Origin of the sequence: Rhodococcus jostii NBRC 16295 (assembly GCF_001894825.1) — a bacterium.
Classification (GTDB): Bacteria; Actinomycetota; Actinomycetes; order Mycobacteriales; family Mycobacteriaceae; genus Rhodococcus_F; species Rhodococcus_F jostii.
The window spans coordinates 21,184-44,640 of the sequence record NZ_BCWY01000047.1 but is presented as its reverse complement, the minus strand read 5'-3'; the positions used below and the strand labels follow the sequence as shown (position 1 = coordinate 44,640).

27 protein-coding genes are annotated in these 23,457 nt (G+C 68.6%); 21 read left to right on the top strand and 6 right to left on the bottom strand.

The annotated features are described in order from the left end of the window. Position 1 precedes the first annotated feature (1 nt). Positions 2–667, top strand: a complete 666-nt coding sequence (locus RJ1_RS26920; protein ID WP_073365580.1) for a cysteine hydrolase family protein — start codon at positions 2–4, stop codon at positions 665–667. Here the strand turns inward: RJ1_RS26920 and RJ1_RS26915 are convergent. Together RJ1_RS26915 and RJ1_RS26910 are read right to left on the bottom strand one after the other, a co-directional pair. Next, the gene (locus tag RJ1_RS26915) at positions 660–1,691 is read right to left on the bottom strand and encodes a tocopherol cyclase family protein (protein ID WP_073365579.1); all 1,032 of its coding nucleotides are present in this window, start codon (positions 1,689–1,691) and stop codon (positions 660–662) included. The genes RJ1_RS26920 and RJ1_RS26915 overlap by 8 nt on opposite strands. A 3-nt stretch (positions 1,692–1,694) precedes the next feature. Next, entirely contained in the window at positions 1,695–2,099 is a 405-nt protein-coding gene (locus tag RJ1_RS26910) for a PaaI family thioesterase (RefSeq protein WP_073365578.1), read from the bottom strand. Between the two features lie 63 nt (positions 2,100–2,162). Between RJ1_RS26910 and RJ1_RS26905 the strand changes: the two genes are divergently transcribed. Next, positions 2,163–2,807 (top strand): DUF6609 family protein, encoded by a 645-nt coding sequence (locus RJ1_RS26905; protein WP_073365577.1) that lies wholly within the window; start codon positions 2,163–2,165, stop codon positions 2,805–2,807. Here the strand turns inward: RJ1_RS26905 and RJ1_RS26900 are convergent. Then, a complete protein-coding gene (locus RJ1_RS26900; RefSeq protein ID WP_073365576.1) occupies positions 2,744–3,517 on the bottom strand; it encodes a PIG-L family deacetylase in 774 nt (257 codons plus the stop codon). The two genes, RJ1_RS26905 and RJ1_RS26900, sit on opposite strands and share 64 nt — an antisense overlap. A 56-nt stretch (positions 3,518–3,573) precedes the next feature. On the opposite strand from RJ1_RS26900, the gene RJ1_RS26895 reads away from it, so the two are divergent. The 8 genes from RJ1_RS26895 (at position 3,574) to RJ1_RS26860 (ending at position 11,979) form a co-directional block, all read left to right on the top strand. Then, on the top strand, positions 3,574–4,776 hold the full coding sequence (locus RJ1_RS26895; RefSeq protein ID WP_073365613.1) for an MFS transporter: 1,203 nt from the start codon (positions 3,574–3,576) through the stop codon (positions 4,774–4,776). Next, entirely contained in the window at positions 4,722–5,549 is an 828-nt protein-coding gene (locus RJ1_RS26890) for an alpha/beta fold hydrolase (protein ID WP_073365575.1), read from the top strand. Before RJ1_RS26895 ends, RJ1_RS26890 begins: the two co-directional genes overlap by 55 nt. 12 nt (positions 5,550–5,561) lie before the next feature. After that, positions 5,562–6,920 carry a D-inositol-3-phosphate glycosyltransferase gene (gene mshA / locus RJ1_RS26885; protein WP_174695022.1) on the top strand — a complete coding sequence of 453 codons (1,359 nt, stop codon included), beginning with the start codon at positions 5,562–5,564 and terminating at the stop codon, positions 6,918–6,920. After that, complete coding sequence (locus RJ1_RS26880) at positions 6,917–7,408, top strand: type III secretion system chaperone family protein (protein ID WP_073365573.1); 492 nt, start codon at positions 6,917–6,919, stop codon at positions 7,406–7,408. The genes mshA and RJ1_RS26880 overlap by 4 nt, the downstream gene beginning before the upstream one ends. 150 nt (positions 7,409–7,558) lie before the next feature. After that, positions 7,559–9,151, top strand: a complete 1,593-nt coding sequence (locus RJ1_RS26875) for an AMP-binding protein (RefSeq protein WP_073365572.1) — start codon at positions 7,559–7,561, stop codon at positions 9,149–9,151. Positions 9,152–9,194: 43 nt separating this feature from the next. After that, the gene (locus RJ1_RS26870) at positions 9,195–9,950 is read left to right on the top strand and encodes a phosphoglyceromutase (protein WP_174695021.1); all 756 of its coding nucleotides are present in this window, start codon (positions 9,195–9,197) and stop codon (positions 9,948–9,950) included. Between the two features lie 149 nt (positions 9,951–10,099). Beyond that, positions 10,100–11,293 (top strand): sensor histidine kinase, encoded by a 1,194-nt coding sequence (locus tag RJ1_RS26865; protein WP_073365570.1) that lies wholly within the window; start codon positions 10,100–10,102, stop codon positions 11,291–11,293. Next, positions 11,290–11,979 (top strand): winged helix-turn-helix domain-containing protein, encoded by a 690-nt coding sequence (locus RJ1_RS26860; protein ID WP_073365569.1) that lies wholly within the window; start codon positions 11,290–11,292, stop codon positions 11,977–11,979. The genes RJ1_RS26865 and RJ1_RS26860 overlap by 4 nt, the downstream gene beginning before the upstream one ends. 72 nt (positions 11,980–12,051) lie before the next feature. On the opposite strand, the gene RJ1_RS26855 is transcribed toward RJ1_RS26860, so the two are convergent. Both RJ1_RS26855 and RJ1_RS26850 read right to left on the bottom strand, forming a co-directional pair. After that, on the bottom strand, positions 12,052–12,390 hold the full coding sequence (locus tag RJ1_RS26855) for a hypothetical protein (protein WP_073365612.1): 339 nt from the start codon (positions 12,388–12,390) through the stop codon (positions 12,052–12,054). A gap of 100 nt (positions 12,391–12,490) precedes the next feature. Then, positions 12,491–13,276, bottom strand: a complete 786-nt coding sequence (locus tag RJ1_RS26850) for a DUF3109 family protein (protein WP_073365568.1) — start codon at positions 13,274–13,276, stop codon at positions 12,491–12,493. Positions 13,277–13,342: 66 nt separating this feature from the next. On the opposite strand from RJ1_RS26850, the gene RJ1_RS26845 reads away from it, so the two are divergent. The 10 genes from RJ1_RS26845 to RJ1_RS26800 all read left to right on the top strand — a co-directional run bounded on the left by RJ1_RS26845 (position 13,343) and on the right by RJ1_RS26800 (position 21,889). Continuing rightward, a complete protein-coding gene (locus RJ1_RS26845) occupies positions 13,343–14,296 on the top strand; it encodes a Ppx/GppA family phosphatase (RefSeq protein WP_073365567.1) in 954 nt (317 codons plus the stop codon). Then, on the top strand, positions 14,293–15,525 hold the full coding sequence (locus RJ1_RS26840) for an Rv0497 family membrane protein (protein WP_073365566.1): 1,233 nt from the start codon (positions 14,293–14,295) through the stop codon (positions 15,523–15,525). Before RJ1_RS26845 ends, RJ1_RS26840 begins: the two co-directional genes overlap by 4 nt. Positions 15,526–15,532: 7 nt before the next feature. Beyond that, entirely contained in the window at positions 15,533–16,474 is a 942-nt protein-coding gene (locus tag RJ1_RS26835; protein ID WP_073365565.1) for a sugar phosphate isomerase/epimerase family protein, read from the top strand. 92 nt (positions 16,475–16,566) lie between these two features. Next, the gene (locus RJ1_RS26830; RefSeq protein WP_073365611.1) at positions 16,567–17,208 is read left to right on the top strand and encodes a MerR family transcriptional regulator; all 642 of its coding nucleotides are present in this window, start codon (positions 16,567–16,569) and stop codon (positions 17,206–17,208) included. After that, positions 17,205–18,047 carry a thioesterase family protein gene (locus tag RJ1_RS26825; protein WP_073365564.1) on the top strand — a complete coding sequence of 281 codons (843 nt, stop codon included), beginning with the start codon at positions 17,205–17,207 and terminating at the stop codon, positions 18,045–18,047. The genes RJ1_RS26830 and RJ1_RS26825 overlap by 4 nt, the downstream gene beginning before the upstream one ends. A gap of 36 nt (positions 18,048–18,083) precedes the next feature. Beyond that, complete coding sequence (proC, locus tag RJ1_RS26820) at positions 18,084–18,899, top strand: pyrroline-5-carboxylate reductase (protein ID WP_073365563.1); 816 nt, start codon at positions 18,084–18,086, stop codon at positions 18,897–18,899. Between the two features lie 125 nt (positions 18,900–19,024). Continuing rightward, entirely contained in the window at positions 19,025–19,261 is a 237-nt protein-coding gene (locus RJ1_RS26815; RefSeq protein WP_005258384.1) for a helix-turn-helix domain-containing protein, read from the top strand. A gap of 267 nt (positions 19,262–19,528) precedes the next feature. Beyond that, on the top strand, positions 19,529–19,630 hold the full coding sequence (locus RJ1_RS26810; protein WP_003402602.1) for a 30S ribosomal protein bS22: 102 nt from the start codon (positions 19,529–19,531) through the stop codon (positions 19,628–19,630). 199 nt (positions 19,631–19,829) lie between these two features. After that, positions 19,830–20,873, top strand: coding sequence for an NAD-dependent epimerase/dehydratase family protein (locus RJ1_RS26805; RefSeq protein WP_083400488.1), 1,044 nt, complete (start codon positions 19,830–19,832; stop codon positions 20,871–20,873). Beyond that, entirely contained in the window at positions 20,870–21,889 is a 1,020-nt protein-coding gene (locus RJ1_RS26800; RefSeq protein WP_073365562.1) for a lysophospholipid acyltransferase family protein, read from the top strand. Before RJ1_RS26805 ends, RJ1_RS26800 begins: the two co-directional genes overlap by 4 nt. A 27-nt stretch (positions 21,890–21,916) precedes the next feature. Here the strand turns inward: RJ1_RS26800 and RJ1_RS26795 are convergent, their stop codons facing one another. Beyond that, the gene (locus RJ1_RS26795) at positions 21,917–22,903 is read right to left on the bottom strand and encodes an HAD family hydrolase (RefSeq protein ID WP_073365561.1); all 987 of its coding nucleotides are present in this window, start codon (positions 22,901–22,903) and stop codon (positions 21,917–21,919) included. A 179-nt stretch (positions 22,904–23,082) separates the two neighbouring features. On the opposite strand from RJ1_RS26795, the gene RJ1_RS26790 reads away from it, so the two are divergent. After that, complete coding sequence (locus RJ1_RS26790) at positions 23,083–23,343, top strand: glutaredoxin family protein (RefSeq protein WP_073365560.1); 261 nt, start codon at positions 23,083–23,085, stop codon at positions 23,341–23,343. The last annotated feature ends 114 nt before the right edge of the window (positions 23,344–23,457 follow it).

The window sequence follows — 23,457 nt, the reverse complement described above, 5'->3', positions numbered from 1 at the left end:
CGTGACCCATTGGCGGCAGAACTCGGATCCGTTCCTCGCCCCCGATCTCGGCCGGTCCGCGTTGCTCGTCGTCGACACACAGGTGGACTTCGTGGACGGCGGGACGGCACCGATCCCCGGGACCTCGGCGGTGCTGCCCGCGATCACCCGTCTCGTGGACGCCTATCGGGAAGCCTCGGCGCCGATCGTGCACGTCGTCCGGCTGTACGCGGGAGACGACGTGGACCTGTGCCGTCGCCGCGTGATCGCGGCCGGACTCGACATCGCCCGACCGGGCACCGCCGGCTCCCAGGTGGCGCCCGAGTTGGGAGTGCCACCGCTGGACCCCGAGGCCCTGCTCGCAGGGCACCTCCAGACCGTCTCACCCTCCGAGCTCATCCTGTTCAAGCCGCGATGGAGTTCGTTCTACCGCACCGGCCTCGACGACCGCCTGCACCGGTGGCGGGTCGACACCGTGGTGATCGCGGGGTGCAACTACGCCAACTGCCCGCGCGCGACGATCGTCGATGCCAGCGCCCGCGACTACAAGGTGCTCGTCGCCGCCGATGCCATCTCGGGCGTCGACGCGCGTCATCTGGAGGAGGCCGGACGAATCGGGGTTCTCCACGCGGAGACCGACGAGATCGTCGCGGCGTTGCAGCCGCCCGAACTCGAGGTGATCAGCTGAGGGGAGGCGCCGACGTCGCGTCCGGTGGCGCACCCCGCCTGCGCAGCTCCGCCCGCGCCCTCTCGATGCCGCCGTGCTCGAGCGCGGCGAGCGGTGATTCGTCGGCCCAGACCAGCTCGCCGCGACGGCGGACGGTGACACTCATCGAGCCGGCGAGGTGCTCGAGGGCTCCGGGGATGTTGCGGCGCTCGGCGGGGAGCGGAACCGGCAGCACGTGGGCCGAGCCGAGCGGCGAGCCGCCCTCGATCTCGACGCTCCACGTGCGGCTGCGTCCCCGCAGCGACCACCGCTCGTCGGTGACGTGCGCCTGCACCGGGGACGTCACCGGGTTGCCGAGACGGACCACCGTGCCGTCGGGCAGCGCGACGACCACGGCCGTGACCTCGGTGCGCAGCGGACCGGCGGTGACCTCGCCGCCCGCGAACGCGACACACGCCTGCCGGTCGGCGAAACCGTGAGCCTGACCCCACCACCAGGAGTCGGGGAAACCGCCCTTGCCCCAATTCTTCTCGCCGTAGACCTGGGCGCCGTCGAGGTCGATCTCGGTGCCGCCGAGCACGGCCGTGCCCTCGGCCCTGCCGCCGAGCAGCCACGGGTGCCAGTACTGGTTCAGCGCGGGCACCGTCTGGAACACGCTCGACCCGCCGAGCCTGCGCCGCGGCCACGGGACCTGCGCGCCGATCCGGACGTCGAGTCGGGCATCGGGCCCGAGATCCACGTGGACGCGGTCGACGGACCCGCGGAACGCGTCGCCGGCGAACGCGCCCAGCCCCGCCGGGTTGGCGTAACCCTCCGGATGCGCCGCCGTACGCAGGAATCCGGTGGGGTGACCGGCGAGACCGAGCGTGGACCAGTGACCGTCAGCGGCCCGGTTGATCCCGGCCAGCGCGATGACGACCTGTCCCGTCGCGGGCTGGGTGAACCGCCAGAAGTAGCCTTCCATCGCGACGTCGTGCGCGGCGAGGACGTTGCCGAACGGCAGATCGGCCCCCGTGGAGCGGTACGCCCGCAGTAGTCGCGACATCGGTCAGCTTCCCGACTGCGGGTGCAGCACCGCCTGCGACTGCGTCACCTGCGCCACGAGCCGGTCCTCGTCGTCCCGCAGTTCGGTGACGATCGCGACCGTGCTTCGTCCGGCGTGCAGCGGACGCGCCGTCGCGGTGACGGTGCCCTTGCGGACGCCCCGGGTGAACACGGTGCTCGAACTCGTGGTCGACGTCGACGCCCCGGCCGGCAGATTGAGGAACGCGCAGACGGCGCCGACGCTGTCGGCGAGTGTCATCAGCGCCCCGCCGTGCATCCCGTTTCCGGCGGTGGTGCGGTGCTGGTCCCAGTCGAGATGCCCAACCACCTCCTCGGGCGCGGCCTTGGTGAGGCGAACCCCGGTGTGCACGGCGAACGGCATGGTCGCGACCAGATCAGCGGGATCCATACCCGTGGATGCTAGGCGGGGAACCGAACCCGCGCAGGCGGTTCGCGGGGCTAGATTGGCGGCATGTCGCGTCTGTCGGAAGCTGCCCGCCGATCCGGCCGCGCCCGGGGGAGCGCCGCCGCCGTGGTCGGATTCTTCGCCGCGGCCTGGTTCGGCTGGGCCATGGCCATCGACGTTCCCCGGCCCGTCACCGTCCTCCTCGACGCCGGGATCGTGGTGGCGCTCGTCGTGGCTGTGCTGGGAGCGGTGCTGGCCGTCCGCAGTCCCGCCGAGAGTTCCGCGCTGGCCGACCGGACGGTCCGGCGGAGGTACACCCTCGTGGTGGTGGTCGAGTTTGCGGTGATCTGGGCGGGCGCAGCCGTTCTCGGGAACACGGGCCTGTCGGAGTGGATCCCCGTCTGGGTGTGCGTCGCCGTCGGCATCCACTTCTTTCCGCTTGCCACAGTCCTCGGCGAGGCTTCCCTGACCGTGCTCGGTGCGCTGCTCGTCGTGGTCGCCGCGACCGGGCTCGTGACGGGTCTGACCACGACCGTGGCTCCCGGCACGGTGACCGGGGCCGGTGCGGGCGGATTCCTCCTCGCCGCAGCGATCCTCACCCTGGTGGAGAGGAGGTTCTCCGGCAGGCGGACACCCGAACCGGTCGGTCAGAGGGGCAGCGAAGACTCCGCGAGCCCGGCCGGCGCGCCGCGACGGCGGAACCACTCCTGACCGAACGCGGCCCGCAACTGCTCCTCGGGCATCTGCAGGAACGGGCCGAAATCCCCGATCTGGGTGGCGTGTGCGTGCATCGCGGCGCGCTTGGCGTCCATGGCCGAGCTGACGTCCACGACCGTGGTGATCTCGGAGTCGGGAAGCCCGAACGTGTCGAGGTCCGGCGGCTGAGCGTTCTCGGACCACTCGGGATTCGCCGCCATGAGACGCCGGATGTGGTCGCGGCTCACGGCCGCCTCGTAGACGTGCGGCACACCGGCCAGTTCCGCGGCGCGGAGGCCGACGTGATGGACCTGGACGTGGTCCGGATGACCGTAGCCACCGTTCGGGTCGTAGATGGTGACCACGTCGGCGGATTCCTCGACGAGGATCGCGGCGAGCCGGGCAGCGGCCTCCTCGACGTCGACGTTGCAGAACGCCGCGGGATTCTCGTTCTCCGGTGTTCCCGCCATCCCCGAATCCGCGTAGTGCAGCAACACCACTCGCTGCGCGCCGAGAAGCGACGTCGATTCCTCGAGTTCGCGGCGCCGACGTTCGGCGAGTGACTCGCCGTCCGTCAGGATCCCGTCGGGGGCCTCGCCGAGCGCCCCGTCCGTGGCGGTGACCACCACGACGCGATGACCGGCGTCGGCGGCCTGACGCATCACCCCACCGGTGGTGAACACTTCGTCGTCGGGATGGGCGTGGAAACACACCAGGACACTCATGAGCGCAATACTTGCACGTGCTGGAAGTCGCGGCCACGATCTGTGAGGCTCGACGCGTGCTCGGTACCTATCGTCAGATCTTCGCCGCCCCCGGCTCCGCAGCGTTCTCCGCCGCAGGATTCGTTGCCCGCGTACCGATCGCCATGGTCGGCATCGGCATCGTCACGATGCTCGCCGAACTGCGGGGCGACTACGCGCTGGCCGGTGCCCTCGCCGCGGTGTTCGCGCTGACGTACGCGTTCATCACCCCGGTCGTGTCCCGCGCGGTGGACCGCTACGGGCAGTCCCGCGTCCTCCCCGTCGCGTCGGGAATCAGTGCGACGTCGATCGCCGCGATGCTGCTGTGCGTCCGGCTCGGGACACCCGACTGGGTGCTGTTCGTGTGGGCCGTCCCCGCCGGCTGCATGCCCACGATCGGCGCGATGGTCCGCGCCCGCTGGACCGAGCTGTATCGCGGCACCCCGCTGCTGCGGACGGCGTTCGCGTTCGAGGCGGTGGTGGACGAACTGTGCTTCATCGCGGGCCCCGTGGTCTCCGTCGGGCTGTCCGTCACGGTGTTCCCCGAGGCCGGCCCGCTCGCGGGTCTCGTCCTGCTGGTGGTCGGCACCCTCGCGCTCGTCGCCCAGCGCGGCACCGAACCACCCGTGTACCCGTCGACGGACGACGGCAGCCCGTCCGTCGTCCGCACCCCCGCACTGTGGATCCTGGTTGCGGTCATGGTGTCGATGGGCACGATCTTCGGTGTCATCGACGTCGGCGCCATCGCGTTCACCCGGAGCCACGACGCGCCGGCCTCCGCCACCGTCGTGCTGGCCCTGTTCGCAGCTGGGTCCGGGGTGGCCGGACTCGTGTTCGGCGCGGTCCGGGTGTCGGCGTCGCTCCGGAAACAGCTGATGGTCGCCACTGCCGCGGTGGCCGTCCTGATGGTTCCGCTGCTGCTCGTCGACAGCATCCCGGCGCTCGCCGTCGCCTACGCGGTGGCAGGAATGACGGTGGCGCCGATCATGATCGTCACCACCGGGCTCGTCGAGCAGATCGTGCACGCCGGCGCGCTGACGGAGGGCATCACCTGGATCGTCACCGGGCTCGGCGTCGGCGTCGCCGTGGGATCGGCACTCGCAGGCCGGATGATCGACGAATTCGGCACGACTGCGGGCTACGCCGTGGCGGCGGTCGCCGCGCTCCTGGCCTCTATGGTGACCCCATGGCTATTCGTGAAGCAGTCGGCGTCGACGGAACCCCCCTCGTCTACTCGGTGACCGGTGCCCCCGAGGCGAGGACCCTCGTTCTCCTGCACGGCTGGGCGCAGTCCTCGAAATGCTGGGGCCCGGGAGTGCTCGACGAACTCGCGGCCCGCTACCGCGTCATCGCGGTCGACCTCCGCGGGCACGGCTACTCGGGCGCCCCCGACACGGGATACGACGACTCCGCGGTGTGGGCCGGCGATGTCGACGCCGTGCTGGCGGCCGAAGGCGTCACGTCCGGTGCGGTGCTTCTGGGCTGGTCCTACGGCGGCCTCGTGATCTGCGACTACCTGGCGGCGCACGGCACCTCCGCCGTCGACGGCGTCGTCCTCGTCGGCGCGATCACCAGCATCGGTCGCGGTGAGGCCGGCGGCAAGGTCGGCGCGGCGATGCGGGCCGCGATTCCCGGGGCCATGTCGGAGGAACCGCGCGACGCGATCCGCGCGCTCGGCGCTTTCGGCACCGCACTCACGGGACCGCCGGAAGGCAAGGGCGCGCAGTCGCAGGCCCTGTTCGGCGCCAGCCTCGCCACGCCGCCGCGGGTGCGGGCCGCCCTGTTCAACCGGTCCGCGAGCCACGACGACCTGCTCCGGTCGCTCGACGTCCCTGTGCTCGTCCTGCACGGCACCGAGGACTCCGTCGTCGACATCTCGGCTGGTAGGCACGCTGCCGAACTGATCCCGCAGGCGCGGACGTCGTTCTGGGAGGGCTGCGACCACGCACCGTTCGTGGAGGATCCCGAAAGGTTCGTGAAGGAGGTCGGCGGGTTCGTCGACAACCTCGGTTAAAGGGGCCGTTCGGTGAGGGAGCACTATGGAGTGGTGACGCCCATGCACAATTCGCGCCCCCGCAGGGTGGCCGTCCTCTCGGTCCACACCTCACCACTGGCGCAGCCCGGTACCGGCGATGCGGGCGGCATGAACGTCTACGTGCTGCAGTCCGCCATCCAGATGGCGCGTCGTGGTGTCGAGGTGGAGATCTTCACCCGGGCCACGTCGTCGGCCGACGCACCGGTCCAGGAAGCGGCGCCGGGTGTCCTCGTCCGCAACGTCGTGGCCGGCCCGTTCGAGGGTTTGGACAAGCAGGACCTGCCGACCCAGCTCTGCGCGTTCGTGGCCGGAGTGCTCCGCGAGGAGGCCCGCCACGAACCGGGCTACTACAACCTGGTGCACTCGCACTACTGGTTGTCGGGGCAGGTCGGGTGGCTGGCCCGCGACCGGTGGGGTGTGCCGCTCGTGCACACCGCGCACACGCTTGCCGCCGTCAAGAATCTGTCGCTGGCCGAGGGCGACACCCCGGAGCCCGCGGCCCGTCAGATCGGCGAGCAGCAGGTGGTCGCCGAGTCCGACCGGCTCGTGGCCAACACCACCGAGGAATCCGATCAGCTGGTCCGGCACTACGGCGCCGACCCGAACCGCATCGACGTGGTGGCGCCCGGCGCGGACCTGACGCGGTACCGGCCGGGTGACCGGGCCGCCGCGCGAGCCAAGTTCGGAGTCGACCCCCGCGAGACCGTCGTGACGTTCGTCGGACGCATCCAGCCGCTCAAGGCGCCCGACGTCCTGCTGCGTGCCGCCGCGGAACTGATCGCCCGAGACCCGGAGTCGACGCTGCGGGTGCTCGTGGTCGGAGGTCCGTCCGGTTCCGGGCTGGCCCGGCCGGACGCGCTGATCGAACTCGCGTCCTCCCTCGGTATCGCCGCGCGGGTGACATTCCTTCCGCCGCAGGCGCCCGAGCGGCTCGCCGACGTGTACCGGGCCTCGGATCTCGTTGCGGTGCCCAGCTATTCGGAGTCGTTCGGCCTGGTCGCCATCGAGGCGCAGGCCTGCGGAACGCCGGTGATCGCCGCGAACGTGGGCGGTCTCGGGGTCGCTGTCCGGCACGGCGAGACCGGACTGCTGGTGGACGGGCACCGAACCGAGGACTGGGCGACGGCGTTGCAGTCGCTGGTCTCCGCCCCCGCCCGGCTCGCCGCCCTCGCGGCCGAGGCGCCGCGTCACGCGGAGAACTTCTCCTGGGAACACACCGCCGACGGACTTCTCGAGAGCTATCGGATGGCGACCGTCAACTACAACTACGGACACGGCCCGAGCGAGTTCTCCCCGCGTCGCGGACGCGGATTGTGGAAGCTGCGCCGGGCCGGGGGAGTGCGCGCATGAGCGACCTGACCGATGTGATCGAGTCCGCCCTGACCGAACGCGAGATGGACTTCACGAGGAAGGACTCGACGCACTTCGTCGTCGCGTTGCCCGGCGAGCGCAAGCTCGAGACCACCACGCTGCTGACCGTCGGCACACACGGTCTGCGGGTCGAGGCGTTCGTCTGCCGCAAGCCGGACGAGAACTTCGAAGGCGTCTACAAGTACCTGTTGCGGCGCAATCGCCGGTTGTACTCGGTGGCCTACACGATCGACAAGATCGGCGACATCTACCTGGTCGGCCAGGTCGCGGGGCACGCGGTCACCCCGGACGAACTGGACCGGATCCTCGGGCAGGTCCTCGAGGCCGCCGACGGCGATTTCAACACCCTCCTCGAACTCGGATTCGCGGGCTCCATCAAGCGGGAGTGGGAGTGGCGCGTCTCACGCGGGGAGTCGCTGGCGAACCTCAAACCGTTCGAGCATCTCATCGACGACTCGCAGGCCTGAACGCTGGTAGACCGACCGCCGACGGGGAATACGCGCGGGTAGAGTTGCGGCGAGCTTGTGACTGTTGTCACAGGTCAGGTACATGTATCTGATGTTCACAGAAACTTGTACCGACAACTGCTGCTGCAACACTTCGAGGGAGAGGCCCCAGTGAGCTTCAAGAGCCCGTTTCCGGACGTCGAGATTCCGAACCTCAGTGTCTACGATTTCCTCTTCGGTCAGGTCGAGTCGGCCGACCTGGACCGGCCCGCGCTGATCGACGGTGCCTCCGGCGCGGTCACCACCTATCGGTCCCTCATCACCCAGATCGACGGGGTCGCCGGGGCGCTGGCCGCTCGCGGGCTGGCGGTCGGTGAGGTGGTGGGTCTGCATTCGCCGAATGTTCCGGCGTTCGCGTCGGTGTTCCACGGGATCCTGCGGGCCGGTGGTGTCGCCACCACCATCAACGCCCTCTACACCGCCGAGGACATCGCCAAGCAGCTCACCGACTCGAAGGCGAAGTTCCTCTTCACCGTCTCCCCGCTGCTGCCGCAGGCCAAGGCCGCCGCCGCGAAGGTCGGGATCCCCGACGAGCGGGTGATCGTCCTCGACGGCGCCGAGGGGCATCCGTCGCTGAAAGATCTGCTGACCGAGGGCGCACCGGCGCCGGAGGTGTCGTTCGACCCGGCGACCCAGCTGGCGGTGCTGCCGTACTCCTCGGGGACCACGGGCCGGCCGAAGGGGGTGATGCTGACCCACCGCAACCTGGTGGCGAACGTGTGTCAGATCAACCCGCGGATGGGCATCGGCGCCGACGACAAGCTGCTCGCGGTGTTGCCGTTCTTCCACATCTACGGGATGACGGTGCTGCTCAATGCCGCCCTGTACAACCGGGCCGCCCTGGTGACGATGCCGAAGTTCGACCTGGTCGAATTCCTGAAGGTCGTGTCCGGGCAGAAGTGCACGTACGTGTTCATCGCTCCGCCGGTCGCGGTGGCGCTGGCCAAGCACCCACTGGTCGACGAGTACGACCTGTCGAGCGTGCATTCGATCTTCTCCGGCGCCGCACCGCTCGATCAGGAACTGGGCAAGGCGGTGGCCAACCGGCTCGGCTGCCGGGTGCGGCAGGGCTACGGGATGTCGGAGATGAGCCCGGTCTCGCACGCGATTCCGTTCGACCGCGACGACATCGCGCTGGACTCGGTGGGGCCGTCGATCGCGAACATGGAATGCAAGCTGGTCGACCCGGCCACCGGCGAGGAGGTCGCCTACCCGGCCGAGGGGGTCAGCGAGCCGGGTGAGCTGTGGTGCAAGGGCCCGAACATCATGGCCGGGTACCTCGGCAACGACGAGGCGACCGCCGAAACCCTCGACGCGGACGGGTACCTGCACACCGGGGACATCGCGACCGTCGACTCCGAGGGGGTGGTGACGATCGTGGACCGGATGAAGGAGCTGATCAAGTACAAGGGGTATCAGGTGCCGCCCGCCGAGTTGGAGGCGTTGCTGTTGACGCACCCGCAGGTCGCCGACGCCGCCGTCATCGGTGTCCTCGACGACGAGGGTGAGGAGGTGCCGAAGGCGTTCGTCGTCAAGCAGCAGGGCGCCGAACTGGACGAGGCCGCGGTCATCGCGTTCGTCGCCGAGCGGGTGTCGCCGCACAAGAAGGTGCGCAAGGTCGAGTTCATCGACATCGTGCCGAAGTCCGCTGCGGGCAAGATTCTCCGCAAGGATCTGCGGGCCAGCGAGGCCGGCCGGAGCTGACGGCAGGGGTTCACGGCGCGAGGGTTCCGGGAGGCATGCCAGGATGAACGGCATGAGTACCGGAACCCTTGTGCTGCTCCGCCACGGCGAGAGCGAATGGAATGCGCTCAATTTGTTCACCGGCTGGGTGGACGTCCACCTGACCGATAAGGGCATCGCCGAGGGCAAGCGTGCCGGCGAACTGCTGCTCGAGCACAACCTGCTCCCCGACGTGCTGTACACGTCGCTGCTGCGTCGCGCCATCAGCACCGCCAACATCGCGCTCGACACGGCTGACCGGCACTGGATTCCCGTCATCCGCGACTGGCGACTCAACGAACGCCACTACGGCGCCCTGCAGGGACGCAACAAGGCGCAGGTCAAGGACAAGTACGGCGAAGAGCAGTTCATGCTGTGGCGCCGCAGTTACGACACCCCGCCGCCGCCGATCGAGGCCGGCAGCGAGTACAGCCAGGACGCCGATCCCCGCTACGCCGACCTCGACCAAGTGCCGCTGACGGAATGCCTGAAGGACGTCGTCGTCCGCCTGCTCCCTTACTGGGAAGACACCATCTCCGCCGACCTGCGGGCCGGCAAGACCGTGCTGATCACCGCGCACGGCAACTCGCTGCGCGCCCTCGTCAAGCACCTCGACGGAATCTCCGACGAGGACATCGCCGCCCTGAACATCCCGACGGGCATCCCGCTGCGATACGACCTCGACGAGAACCTGAAGCCCCTCAATCCCGGTGGAACGTACCTCGACCCCGAGGCCGCCGCCGCGGGCGCGGCCGCTGTCGCGAACCAGGGCGGGAAGTAACCCGTGTGCCCGGCCGGATGTCCCGTCCGCGGGACGTCCGGCCAACGGCAGGTTAACTGCGGACGAAGAGTCCGGTTCCCGGGTGTGACGTGCGCGGAAATGCCTGGACCCTGCGTAACCGGCCCGCCGCGCGAACGTACGATTCAGGCGTGAGTGTCGTTCAAGCCGTCTTGCTTGCCATCGTGGGCGGCTTCGTCGGTTACCTCGTCGGTGGCGTGTTGATCCCGATGCTGTCCACCCGGCAGGCGCAGCGTATGGAAGAAACATCCGGACTCACGATGTCGCAGGTGCTCGACCTGATCGTCCTGGCATCCGAGAGCGGCATCGCCGTGGTCGACCAGTTCCACGACGTCGTCCTGTTCAATCCCCGCGCGGAGGAGTTGGGCCTGGTGAGGAACCGGCTCGTCGACGACCGCGCCTGGGTGGCGGCGCTCCGGGTCCTCGAAACCGGTGAACCCGTCGAGGTGGACCTCAGCACGAAGAATCCGCAACGGGGACGTGACCGGATCGCGGTGCGCGGCACCGCCCGACTGCTCAGCAAGGAAGACCACAACTTCGTGGTCCTGTTCGCCGACGACGACTCCGAACAGGTGCGTATGGAGGCGACCCGCCGCGACTTCGTCGCCAACGTCAGCCACGAACTCAAGACGCCGGTCGGCGCGATGGGTCTGCTGGCGGAGGCGCTCCTCGAATCGGCGGACGACCCCGATTCGGTGCGGCACTTCGGCGAACGCGTGCTCGGTGAATCCGTCCGGCTCGGCAAGATGGTCACCGAACTGATCGCGCTGTCGCGGCTGCAGGGCGCCGAGAAGCTGCCCGACCTCGAGGCCGTCTCGGTCGACGAGGTGGTGGACGAGGCCCTGCAGCGCTGCAAGATCTCCGCCGAAGCGGCCGGGATCGCCGTCACCACGGACCACAACAGCGGCTACGAAGTGCTCGGCGACCGCGCCCTCCTCGTCACCGCGCTGTCCAATCTGGTGCAGAACGCCATCGCCTATTCGCCGAAGGGAACCCCGGTCTCGGTGAGCCGGTCGATCCGCGGCGACAACGTGGCGATCTCGGTGACCGACCGCGGCGAAGGCATCGCCAAGGCCGACCAGGAGCGGGTGTTCGAACGCTTCTTCCGCGTCGACAAGGCGCGGGCGCGGGCGACCGGCGGAACGGGCCTCGGCCTCGCGATCGTCAAACATGTGGCCGCCAACCACAACGGATCCATCGACCTGTGGAGCAAGCCCGGAACAGGTTCGACGTTTACCCTGCAGATACCTGCACACATCGAGACAGTGGACGCCGAAGGCGGAAACGTGGGGAAGAGAGAAACCGGTATGGAGGCCAAGCGATGACAAGTGTGCTGATCGTGGAAGACGAGGAGTCACTGGCCGACCCATTGGCATTCCTGCTCCGCAAGGAAGGGTTCGAGACGACGATCGTCGGCGACGGACCGTCCGCGCTCGCCGAGTTCGACCGGGCCGGTGCCGACATCGTCCTCCTCGACCTCATGCTGCCCGGCATGAGCGGCACCGACGTCTGCAAGCAACTCCGCAGCCGGTCCGGGGTCCCCGTCATCATGGTGACGGCGCGGGACAGCGAGATCGACAAGGTGGTGGGGCTCGAACTCGGCGCCGACGACTACGTGACCAAGCCGTACTCGGCGCGGGAACTGATCGCCCGCATCCGCGCGGTCCTGCGCCGCGGGGTCGACAGCGAACTCGACGTCGCGCAGGATTCGGCCGTCCTCGAGGCCGGACCGGTCCGCATGGACGTCGAGCGTCACGTGGTCCAGGTCGACGGCGAGGCGGTCACGCTGCCGCTCAAGGAGTTCGACCTCCTCGAGTACCTGCTGCGGAACTCGGGCCGGGTGCTCACCCGCGGGCAGTTGATCGACCGGGTGTGGGGCGCGGACTACGTGGGCGACACCAAGACCCTCGACGTCCACGTCAAGCGTCTGCGCTCGAAGATCGAGACCGACCCGGCCAAGCCCGAACATCTCGTCACCGTCCGCGGCCTGGGCTACAAACTGGAAGCCTGAGCGGCGGATTCACGCGAAATAGTCAGCCGCACACGCAATTGCATGTGCGGCTGACTATTTCGTGGGCGCTTGTCAGAACGGGTTGTACACGTAGACACCGCGGAACGGCGCCGAGATGATCTGCGTGATGGCGTGCTCGCGACCCTGGTCGTCGAACTGGCGGCAGTAGACCGCGACGTAGTGTCCGTCGCCCTTGCACTCGATGACCCGGCCGGTCCCGTACGGGCTCAGCACGAGCGCCCGGTCACCCTTGTCGCCGAAGGCGCCCGGATCGAACGGCGCGACGAAGTTGGCGGTCTTGTCGTAGAAGGTGTTCCAGTCCGGGGTCGGATCGGCCGACGCTGTCGGCGCCAGGGCAAGTGTTGCCGCGGCGGCGGTCAGCAGGGCACCGGACAGAATTCGAGCGAACATGATCTCTCCCATCATGGCTGTGCCCGGAAAGGGGCCGTGACTGGGAAATCGACCGGTAGGTCCGATGTGTTACTCGGCGGCCTTCGCCTGCGCCGCTGTGTTACTCGGCGGCCTTCGCCTGCGCCGCCACGGTGGCCGGGTGGACGGCGACCAACCCGAGGCCCGCCCTGCGCTTGCACAGCTTCGCCAACTCGGCGTACGCGGCCTTGCCGAGCAGTTCCGTCAGCTCCGGCGCATACGACTGCCAGACGGCCTTGGCGCCCACGTGGGCGTCGGGGGAGCCGGAGCAGTACCAGTCCAGGTCGGCGCCGCCCTCGCCCCAGCCACGCCGGTCGTACTCGCTGATGGTGGTCTTGAGGATCTGCTCGCCGTCCGGCCGTTCGACCCATTCCTGGGTGCGGCGGATCGGGAGCTGCCAGCACACGTCGGGCTTGACCTCGAGAGGTTCGATTCCGCGCTTGAGGGCCATCGAGTGCAGTGAGCAACCGACACCGCCCTCGAAGCCGGGGCGATTCAGGAAGATGCAGGCGCCCTGGTAGCGGCGGGTGCGCAGCGCGGGCTCGTCCTCGAGGTCGTCCTCCTCGATGTACCCCTTCTTGCCGAGGCCCTTCTCCATGAACTGCCAGTCCTCGGGTGTGAGCATCTTCACTGCCGCGTTCAGCTTCTCCAGATCCTCCTCGTCGGAGAGGAAGGCGCCGTGGGAACAGCAGCCGTCGTCCGGGCGGTCACCGATGATGCCCTGGCAGGCGGGGGTGCCGAACACGCAGGTCCAGTGGGAGAGCAGCCACGTCATGTCCGCGGCGATGATGTGCTCGACGTTGTCGGGGTCGGGAAATTCGACCCATTCACGAGCGAAGTCGAGGGGTACTTCAGGGCTGGGCTTCATCTTGTGTGAAGGCCCTGCTTTACGTGCTGTCACAAAGCCCGACGGTAGACCCAGTACCGTGTCAATGTGCGACTAGGGGTACTCGACGTCGGAAGCAATACCGTCCATCTGCTCGTAGTGGACGCCCACAGGGGCGGCCACCCCACACCGATGAGTTCGACCAAGTCGACTCTGCGGTTGGCGGAGAACACCGACGATCGGGGTGACATCACCTCCCAGGGTGCAGATCGCCTGGTCACGACGGTGGCGGACTTCGCCAGCATCGCGAAGACATCGGGATGCGGGGAGCTGATGGCCTTCGCCACGTCCGCGGTCCGCGACGCCAACAACTCGGACGACGTGCTCGCGCGAGTGCACGCCGAGACCGGGGTGACGCTCGAGGTCCTGTCGGGTGTCGACGAAGCCCGGTTGACGTTCCTCGCCGTGCGCCGCTGGTTCGGGTGGAGCGCGGGCCGCATCCTGAACCTCGACATCGGCGGCGGATCCCTCGAGCTGACGACGGGCGGCGACGAGGACCCGGACGTCGCGCTGTCTCTGCAACTCGGCGCGGGCCGACTGACCCGGGACTGGCTCGAGGCCGATCCGCCGGGTAAGCGTCGCGTGGCGGTGCTGCGGGATTGGCTGGACGCCGAACTGACGGTCCCGTCCAAGGAACTGCGCGCGGCGGGGCAGTGGGATCGGGCCGTGGGCACGTCCAAGACGTTCCGCTCGCTGGCCCGGCTGACGGGCGCGGCACCGTCCGGCGCGGGCCCGCGGGTCAAGCGCACCCTCACCGCCAGCGGTCTCAGGCAACTCATAGCTTTCATTTCGCGGATGACGGCCTCGGACCGTGCAGAATTGGAGGGGGTGAGCTCCGACCGGTCGCAGCAGATCGTGGCCGGAGCACTCGTTGCGGAGGCCAGCATGAGAGCACTGGGCGTGGAGGAACTGGAAATCTGCCCCTGGGCTCTGCGTGAGGGGTTGATCCTCCGCAAGCTCGATACGGAAATGGGCGGTGAATTGATGGTGGGTGCTCGATGACCGAGGACAGTCAGCAGATCTCTGTGTCAGAGCTGCTCAAACGCAACGGACAGCAGGTGGAGTCCCGGGGCGGGCGGCGTCGTCGCGGCGTCAAGGGGGGAATCTCCGTTGCCGAACTGACCGGTGAAATTCCGGTGGTCCGCGACGCGTCCGAGTCGCGGGCACTCGAGCCCGAACCGGAACCGGAACCTGCTTCTCCTGCCGCGCCCGAACTGCCGCGTCGGCCTGCGCCCGCCACGCGGCCGGCGCGCGCAGACGAGCGCACCGCAGCTTTCTCGGCGCCGGTCGACGATGACGACGATGACGACGAACCCATCGCCAGTCGCCCCGCCGGACGTGCCCGCGGAGTGGTGTCGGGCGGGACGTCGCGCGATCACCAGGGGGCCTGGGTCAGTCGAGCGACCCGGCAGGAACGGCCGGTCCCCGAGCCGGCCGCGCCCACACCGGCGCCCACCGTGGCAGCCCCGGTCGTGAAGAAGCCGGAGCCTGCACCGACGGTCGCCGCTCCCCGCGTGAAGCCGGCGCCGAAGACCGACACCCCCGCACCGGCGGAGCCGGTGAAGTCCGCCGCCCCGGCGAAGCCCGAGACGCCGGCGAAGCCCGAGACACCACCGAAGTCCGGAACACCCGCGAAGCCGGGCGTTCCCGCCCCCTCGAACGGTGCAGCGAAGTTCGTGAAGGCGCCGAAGCCCGGCGCCTCCGTCAAGGCGAAGCCGGAGCCGGGACTGCTGTCCGGGTCGACGCTGGCCGGCGACCTGATGCGCCAGTCCCGGGACAAGGATGCGGCGAACGCGGGCGAGGAGACGGAACTCATCGACGCCGCCACCGACGAGGCGGCGACCGCGACACCAGAGGGTGACACGGCGAAGCCCGAGAGCCCTCGCCGTTCCCGCAAGGAAGCGAAGGCCGAGAAGGCAGAGGCCGAGAAAGCGGAGAAGGCCGGAAAGGCGGACGAGGCCGGCGAGAACTCCACTCGCGAGTGGGCCGTCCTCATCGGTCAGGGTGTCGTCGCCGTGATCGCCGGGGCGCTGCTCTTCAAGGGCTTCGAGAAGCTGTGGGACGTGTTTCCGTGGGTCGCGCTGATCCTGGCGCTGCTCGTCATCGTGGGCCTGGTAGCGATGGTCCGCATCCTGCGGCGCACCGACGACATCACCAGTTTCGTGATCGCCGTCGTGGTCGGGATGATCGTCACACTGGGGCCACTAGCCTTCATGCTCGCGTCGGGCTGAGTTGCTCATGGTCGGGGACAGTGGGCACGAGCAGGTTCGACGGTCACCGCGCGGGCGGAAGGTCCTGGTGGGCTTGTCGACGGCCTCCGTGTACCCGGAGAACACCGAGGCAGCCTTCCGGTACGCGGCCGATCTGGGATACGACGGCGTCGAACTGATGGTCTGGGCCGAATCGGTCAGCCAGGACGTCGGGGCCGTCGCCGCGCTCGTACGCAAGTACGCGATCCCGGTGCAGGCGATCCACGCGCCCTGCCTGCTGATCTCGCAGCGGGTGTGGGGCGCCGACCCGGTCGCGAAGCTGGAACGTTCGGTCCGCACCGCCGAGTCGCTCGGGGCGACGAGTGTCGTAGTGCATCCACCGTTCCGCTGGCAGCGCCGGTACGCCGAGGGGTTCGCCGACCAGGTCGCCGACCTGGAACAGCGCAGCGACGTCGTCGTCGCGGTGGAGAACATGTTCCCCATGCGGGCCGACGGCTTCTTCGGCAGCAAGGAGAGGTCGGCCGAGAGGCTCCGCAGGCGGGGCGGTCCGGGGGCGGCGCTGTCGGCATTCAGCCCGTCCTACGACCCCACCGATTCGGGGCACGCCCACTACACCCTCGACCTGTCGCACACGGCCACGGCCGGAATGGATGCAATGAAGCTGGCGGAGCGGATGGGTGAGGGTCTCGCGCATCTCCACCTCGCCGACGGCCGGGGCGCGTCGATGGACGAACACCTCATCCCCGGGCACGGCGCCCAGCCGTGCGCGCAGCTGTGCCGTCACCTCGTCGACACCGGTTTCGACGGGCAAGCGGTGATCGAGATCAACACCCAGAACGCTCGGACGCAGCGGGAACGGTCGTCGATGCTGGGGCAGGCGCTGGCCTTCGCCCGGGAGCACCTCGAACCGGGCCGCGCCGCATCCGGGTCACCCCGCGGCCACTCCGGCGGCGATCACGACGGCGCCTGAGATGCCTGTCGAGTTCCTCCTGCGGTAAGCTCGCTCCCATATTGGATAGTATCGATATCCAATATGGGGGTCGAAGTACCGAAGGAGTGATTGTGCGCGTTTCCGAGTTGGTCGCCCGGACCGGCGTTCCGCTCGCGACGGTGAAGTACTACCTGCGCGAAGGTCTGCTCATGCCCGGCGAGGCGACGAGCGCCACCCAGGCCCGGTACGGCGAGGAGCACGTCCAGCGCCTGGGCCTCGTCAAGGCGCTGGCCGGCGCCGGACTCCCGATTCCGCGCATCCGCGAGATCCTCAGGCTCGTCGACCACCCGGACGGTTCGCTGTTCGAGGTGCTCGGCCAGGCCATCGCGCAACTGCCCCCGTATCTCGACACTCCCGCCGGCACCGGTGACGTCGACGACTTCCCCCGGGCCCGTGCCGTCCTCGACAGGCTCGGGCAGGTGTACGACCCGCGGTACGTCGCGGTCGGTCAGCTCGAACGGGCGCTGGAGGGGCTCGAGGAAGCCGGCGTCCCGATGACCGACGAGCGGCTCGAGGCCTACGGGCGACACGTGCGGGGGATCGCCGAGATCGACATCGGTCTCATGCCCACCGAATCGGCCGAGGACGCCATCCGCTACGCGGTGCTCGGCACGGCCATCTACGAGCCGGTGATCGCCGCGATGCGCCGGCTCGCACACCAGGACGTCGCGCAGAAGCGCCTCCGGAACTCCGAAGAACAGGATCAGCAGTGAGCTCAACCCCCTTCCACGACCTCAACGTCCTCACCGCTGTCGGCGACGGGTCCTACCAGGCTTCGATCGACCCCATCTGGACGATCGGCCCGAAGGTGCACGGCGGCTCGATGATGTCGCTCTGCGCGGCGGCGGCCCGCCGGCGGCTTCTCGACGGCACCGGCGACGCCGAGCTGTCCCGGGTGCAGCCGCTCGCGGTCGGCGCCAATTACCTGTCCGCCCCCGACCCCGGCGAGGTGACGCTGTCGACGACGCTGCGCAAGCAGGGTAAGCAGGTGTCGTTCGTCGACGTGGAACTCCGTCAGGGCGACCGGGTGGCGGTGCACGCGTCGGTGACGCTCGGCGTCCCGGACGTGGGGGAGCCGCAGTACAGCGGAGACCACGCGCTGGCGCAGCTGCCGGTCGAACCGCCCGCCGACGCGGTCGTGCTCACCGCCGACCATCCGATGGGGCAGATCGTCCACGTGTCGCAGGGCTGCGACATGCGGGTGGACGGGTCTTCGGCGCACTTCCTCACCGGCAATCAGGGTGAACCCGAGGTGCGCATGTGGGTGCGTCCGCGTGCCGGCGACGAGAACGATCCCGACACCGCGGCCCTGTTCGCGATCATGACCGGCGACATCAGCGCACCCGTGACGATGAACCGCGGCATGTTCGGCTGGGCGCCGACGGTGCAGCTGACCACCTACCTGCGCAGGCAGCCCGCGCCGGGCTGGCTGCGGGTGATGGCCAGCAGCACGGTGCTCGGCGGCGCGTGGTTCGAGGAGGACCACACCGTCCTCGACTCGACCGGGGCGATCGTCGTGCAGAGCCGGCAGTTGGCGATGATCCCCCGCTAGGAAGTCCCCGCAGCGCGTCGTGGCAGGCTGTTCGCCATGACGAGAATTGCGGTAATCGGTGGCGGCAAGATCGGCGAGGCACTCATCTCGGGGCTTCTGCAGGCAGGTCACGCGGTCAAGGATCTCGTGGTGGCCGAGCAGCACCCGGCGCGTGCCGACGAGCTGGCCGCGGCGTACTCGGTGCGGGTCACCACCCCCTCGGATGCCGCCGAAGGCGCCGACGTCATCGTGATCGCCGTCAAGCCGGGTGACGTGGAGGCCGCACTCACCGAGGTGTCCAAGGTGGAGCTCGACGGCGAGCGGGAGCAGCTGCTCGTGTCGCTCGCTGCGGGTATCCCGACCGCGTTCTACGAGACGAGACTGCCTGCGGGGTTCCCGGTGGTCCGGGTCATGCCCAACACGCCGATGCTGGTCGGTGAGGGCGTCAGCGTGCTCGCACCCGGCAGGCACGTGAAGAAGGAGCACCTCGAACTGGTGCGCAGCGTCCTGTCGTCGGTCGGCAAGGTCGTGGTCGTTCCCGAATCGCAGATCGACGCCGTCACCGCCGTCTCCGGCTCCGGTCCGGCCTATTTCTTCCTGGTCGCCGAGGCCATGATCGACGCCGGTGTGGGGCTCGGGCTGACCCGGGCGACCGCTTCCGAACTGGTCGTGCAGACCATGGTCGGCTCCGCAGCCATGCTCGATCGGTCGGGGGAGAGCGCCACCGAACTTCGTGCCGCCGTGACTTCGCCCGGCGGAACCACCGCCGCAGCGATCCGCCGGCTGGAGGGAAACGGGCTCCGAACAGCCTTTTTCGATGCCCTCGAAGCCGCGAAAATTCGATCCGCCGAACTCGGTACGACGAGCGAATGAATATTCGATTGCCCACACCCGTCGCAGTAACCCCATCCGTCCCGCTAAGCTCGAAGTAGCACGTGCGTGTCTGTTCCGCCGGAGGGGAAGCCGGCGGCGCGAGACGTGCCGGAGGTAAGTGGTTGATGACGTCTGCAAAAAAGCCGTCCAAGGGCTCGGCCCCGGACGGACAACCGGCCCTGGCCGGAACGCAATTTCTCACCGTCGCCGAGGTAGCGACGCTGATGAGAGTGTCCAAGATGACTGTGTATCGGTTGGTGCACAGCGGCGAACTGCCCGCCGTCCGTGTGGGCCGTTCGTTCAGAGTGCATGCGAAAGCAGTGCACGACTACCTCGAAACCTCGTACTTCGACGCCGGTTGACCGATCGGCACGAAGAGGGTCCAGTGGTTGCGCCGGGAGCGGTGCGACCTGTTGTCCGGGAGCGGTGCGACCTGGTTGGCCGGGAGCGGTGCGACCTCGGTTTCTCCCGGACGGACCCGCACCGGTACGATTAGCGACTGTCGTACCAGCCAGCTGGTGTCGTAAGGCGCTGAGCTAGTTAAAACGAGGCCCAGGCGCCAGAGTGGCGCAGGCGTACGTGACCGGCGTGCGCAGGAACGCTAGAGAAGAACGTGAGGGACACCCGCTATGGGTTCAGTGATCAAGAAGCGACGCAAGCGCATGTCGAAGAAGAAGCACCGCAAGCTGCTTCGCCGCACCCGAGTGCAGCGCAGGAAACTCGGTAAGTAAAGAGTCGCGTCTGGATGCCCGTCACCTGAGGTGGCGGGCATCCGTCGTCTCCGCCACCGGCCGCTATCCGTTGGGCGCGCGACCAATTGTCGTTGTGCGGAGCGCCATCCCCATCCTGCACGTATCGTTGACGTCACTCGCTACGTGATCGGGGGTCCTAGTGGTTGTGAGTGACGAAGACAGTACTACGCGGACGGCGGTGCCGCGCGTCGTGCTCGTCACTGGGGCAAGCAGGTTTCTGGGTGGATATCTGGTGACTCGGCTCGCTCAGAATCCGGACATCGAGCGGGTCATCGCGGTCGACGCGGTGTCGCCGAGCAAGGACATGTTGCGCCGCATGGGCCGCGCCGAGTTCGTGCGCGCCGACATCCGGAACCCCTTGATCGGCAAGGTCATTCGCAACGCCGAAGTCGACACCGTTGTGCACGCGTCCACGCTGGCGCGTCCCCCGAAGTCGGGCAGTCGCGCGGCCATGAAGGACATGAACGTCATCGGCGCCATGCAGTTGTTCGCCGTCTGCCAGAAGGCGCCGACCGTCCGGAAAGTGGTGCTGCGTTCGGCCTCCGTGGTCTACGGCTGCAGCGCCAAGGACCCGGCCAAGTTCACCGAGGAGATGAGCGCCCGGCGGCGGCCCGCGGGCGCCTACGCGCGGGACTGCATCGAGATCGAGGGCTACCTGCGCGGAATGGGGCGCCGGCGTCCGGACATCGGCGTGTCGATCGTCCGCCTCGCCCCGCTGGTCGGGCCCCGCCTCAACGCAACGGTCGCGCAGTACCTCACCTCACCGGTGGTGCCGACGATTCTCGGTCGCGACGCGCGCCTGCAGGTGCTGCACGAGGAGGACGCACTCGCCGCACTGGAACGGGCGACGGTGTCGGGTCCGGCGGGCACGTTCAACGTCGCCGGCGACGGCGTGGTCATGATGTCGCAGGCCATCCGCCGCGCCGGGCGGATCGAGGTCCCGATGCCGTTCGGGTTGTTCCGCAATGTCGGACGTGCGCTGATGGGTCCCGTGATGCGGTCGTACACCACCGAACAACTCGAGTACTTCCACTTCGGTTGCGGACTCGACACCACTCGGATGCGAACCGAACTATCCTTCGAGCCACGGTGGACCTCGATGCAGGCGCTCGACGACTTCGCTCGCGCGGCAGGCGTCAAGGCGATCATCAAGAACGAATGGGTCGACGCAGCAGAAAACGCACTACTCGCTCTTACCGGCACGGCGAAAGGGGAGAGGTGAACGAAGTGGCGAAGGTCATTCCGTTGCACGGTGCGATTGCCGCGCGCGGGGCCGCTATCGGACGTTCGAGGCGTGAGCAGAGCGAGAGCCGACATCCGTCCGCGATGCCTCCACCCGCCGTGATCACCCCACCCGAGCCCGTCACCGAATCTTCGGCCGTCGACGCCGTCCGGCATGCGCTGGCCGAGCAGATCGTCAACACCGCCGAGTTCGTGCGCCGTCGGCTGTCGGGCGACTATCACGTGGACGACTTCGGCTACGACCCGCACTTCGCCGAGAACGTGTGGCTCCCGATCCTGCGACCACTGTTCGACAAGTGGTTCCGCGTCGAGGTCAGCGGTCTCGAGAACATCCCGTCCACCGGCGGCGCGCTGGTGGTCGCCAACCATGCCGGTGTCCTCCCCATCGACGGTCTGATGACCTCCGTCGCCGTCCACGATCATCACCCGGCGCATCGCCCGTTGCGGATGCTGGCCGCAGACCTGGCGTTCGAGATGCCGCTGGTGGGTGGAGTCGCCCGCAAGGCCGGGCACACCCTTGCGTGCCACCCGGACGCCGTGCGCCTGCTGCAGGACGGCGAGGTGGCGGCCGTGTTCCCCGAGGGTTTCAAGGGCATCGGCAAACCGTTCAGCGAACGCTACAAGTTGCAGCGCTTCGGCCGTGGTGGGTTCGTGTCCGCGGCCATGCGGACCGGTGCGCCCATCATTCCGTGCTCGATCGTCGGGTCCGAGGAGATCTACCCGAAGATCGGCGAGCTGGGGACGCTCGCCCGGCTGCTGGGGATGCCGTACTTCCCGGTGACCCCGCTCTTCCCGCACTTCGGGCCGCTCGGCCTCGTTCCGCTGCCCTCGAAGTGGTACATCGAGTTCGGCAAGCCGATCGTCACCGATACGTACGACGCGGCGGCGGCCGACGATCCGATGGAACTGTTCGAGGTCACCGACCACGTCCGGGAGACCATCCAGCAGACGCTGTACCGCCTCCTCGCGAAGCGCCGGAACGTGTTCCTCGGCTGACCGGCCCTTCGTGAACCGCCGCCCGGCTCAGGCGGCCTGTTCGCGGCGGCGGGCGACGATCGCCGCCAGCGCACCGCCGGCGGCGCCGAGGAGCAGCGCCGTGGGGACACCGATCTTGGCGGCCTTGCGTCCGGTCCGGAAGTCGCGGATCTCCCAGCCCCGGTTCTTGGCGAGTTCGCGCAGATCGGTATCCGGGTTGATGGCGACCGCGGTGCCGACGAGCGACAGCATGGGCACGTCGTTGTGGCTGTCCGAGTACGCGGTGCAGCGCTTGAGGTTGAGACCCTCGCGGACGGCCAGGGCGCGCACGGCGTGGGCCTTGCCGAGGCCGTGCAGGATGTCGCCGACCAGACGTCCGGTGAACAGTCCGTCCTCACTCTCGGCGACCGTGCCGAGGGCGCCGGTCAGGCCGAGGCGCTTCGCGATGACCTGGGCGAGCTCCACCGGGGTCGCGGTGACGAGCCATACCTGCTGTCCGGCGTCGAGATGCATCTGCGCGAGGGCCCGGGTGCCGGGCCAGATCTTGTCGGCGATGACCTCGTCGTAGATCTCCTCACCGAGCCGGGCGAGTTCGGCGGTCGACCGTCCGGAGACGAACGAGAGGGCCTTCTCGCGGCCGGAGGCGACGTCGTCGCTGCTCTCCTTGCCGGTGACGCGGAACTTGATCTGCTTCCACGCAAAGTCGACGAGGTCGGACGTCTTCAGATACTTGCGGGCGGCGAGCCCGCGGGCGAAGTGGATGATCGACGCGCCCTGGACCATCGTGTTGTCGACGTCGAAGAACGCGGCGGCCGTGAGGTCGAGAGGAATGTCGTGTTCCTCGACCTCGGTTTCCTCGCCGGACGCGACATGGAGTGCGAGGGCCGCGTCGGCGCTCGCCTCACCTGCGACATTGGCACGTACCTCGGCCTCGCTGGGTCCCAGCGGATTCCTGAACTGGCGCCGGCCCGGGAGGATGATCCCCGCCAGACCTGAACCGAAACCCGAGCCGCTCGGTAGTGATCGCGCAGGCACTCGCACCTCCCGTATCGCAGAAGCCTCTGGGAGCAGCCTATCCCGCGAGTCTGGGACGGGGCGGGTGGATGGCCGCCCGCGGGGAACTGTGTGACGTTCATCTCCGAGGCGATTGGCGTCACCGCACCCGGAAACGGCACAGTGACTCCACCGGAGGCGGCGAAAGGAAGTGACGAGGCATGAGCACGGGCGGACACGAGGTGACGCTTCTCACGCGGGCGGGGTGCGGTGCGTGCGCGCCGGCCCGCGAGCGGCTGCTGGTTCTGTGCGAGGAGTTCGGGCTGGAACTGACGTGCATAGACGTCGACGAGGCGGCCGCCACGGACCCCGAACTGAGGGCCGAATTCGGTGACCGATTGCCGGTGGTGATGCTCGACGGACGTGAGCACAGTTACTGGGAGGTCGACGAAGAGCGCCTTCGCTCGGATTTACGCAAGTAAGGGAACCCTAAAAGTGGGATCTTCCGATGCCGTGCAGGTAGGACCGCATGTCGCGCAGTCGCAGCGACTTTGTGCATGGGTTCACAAGCAGTTACCGTGGTGTGAACAATTCCC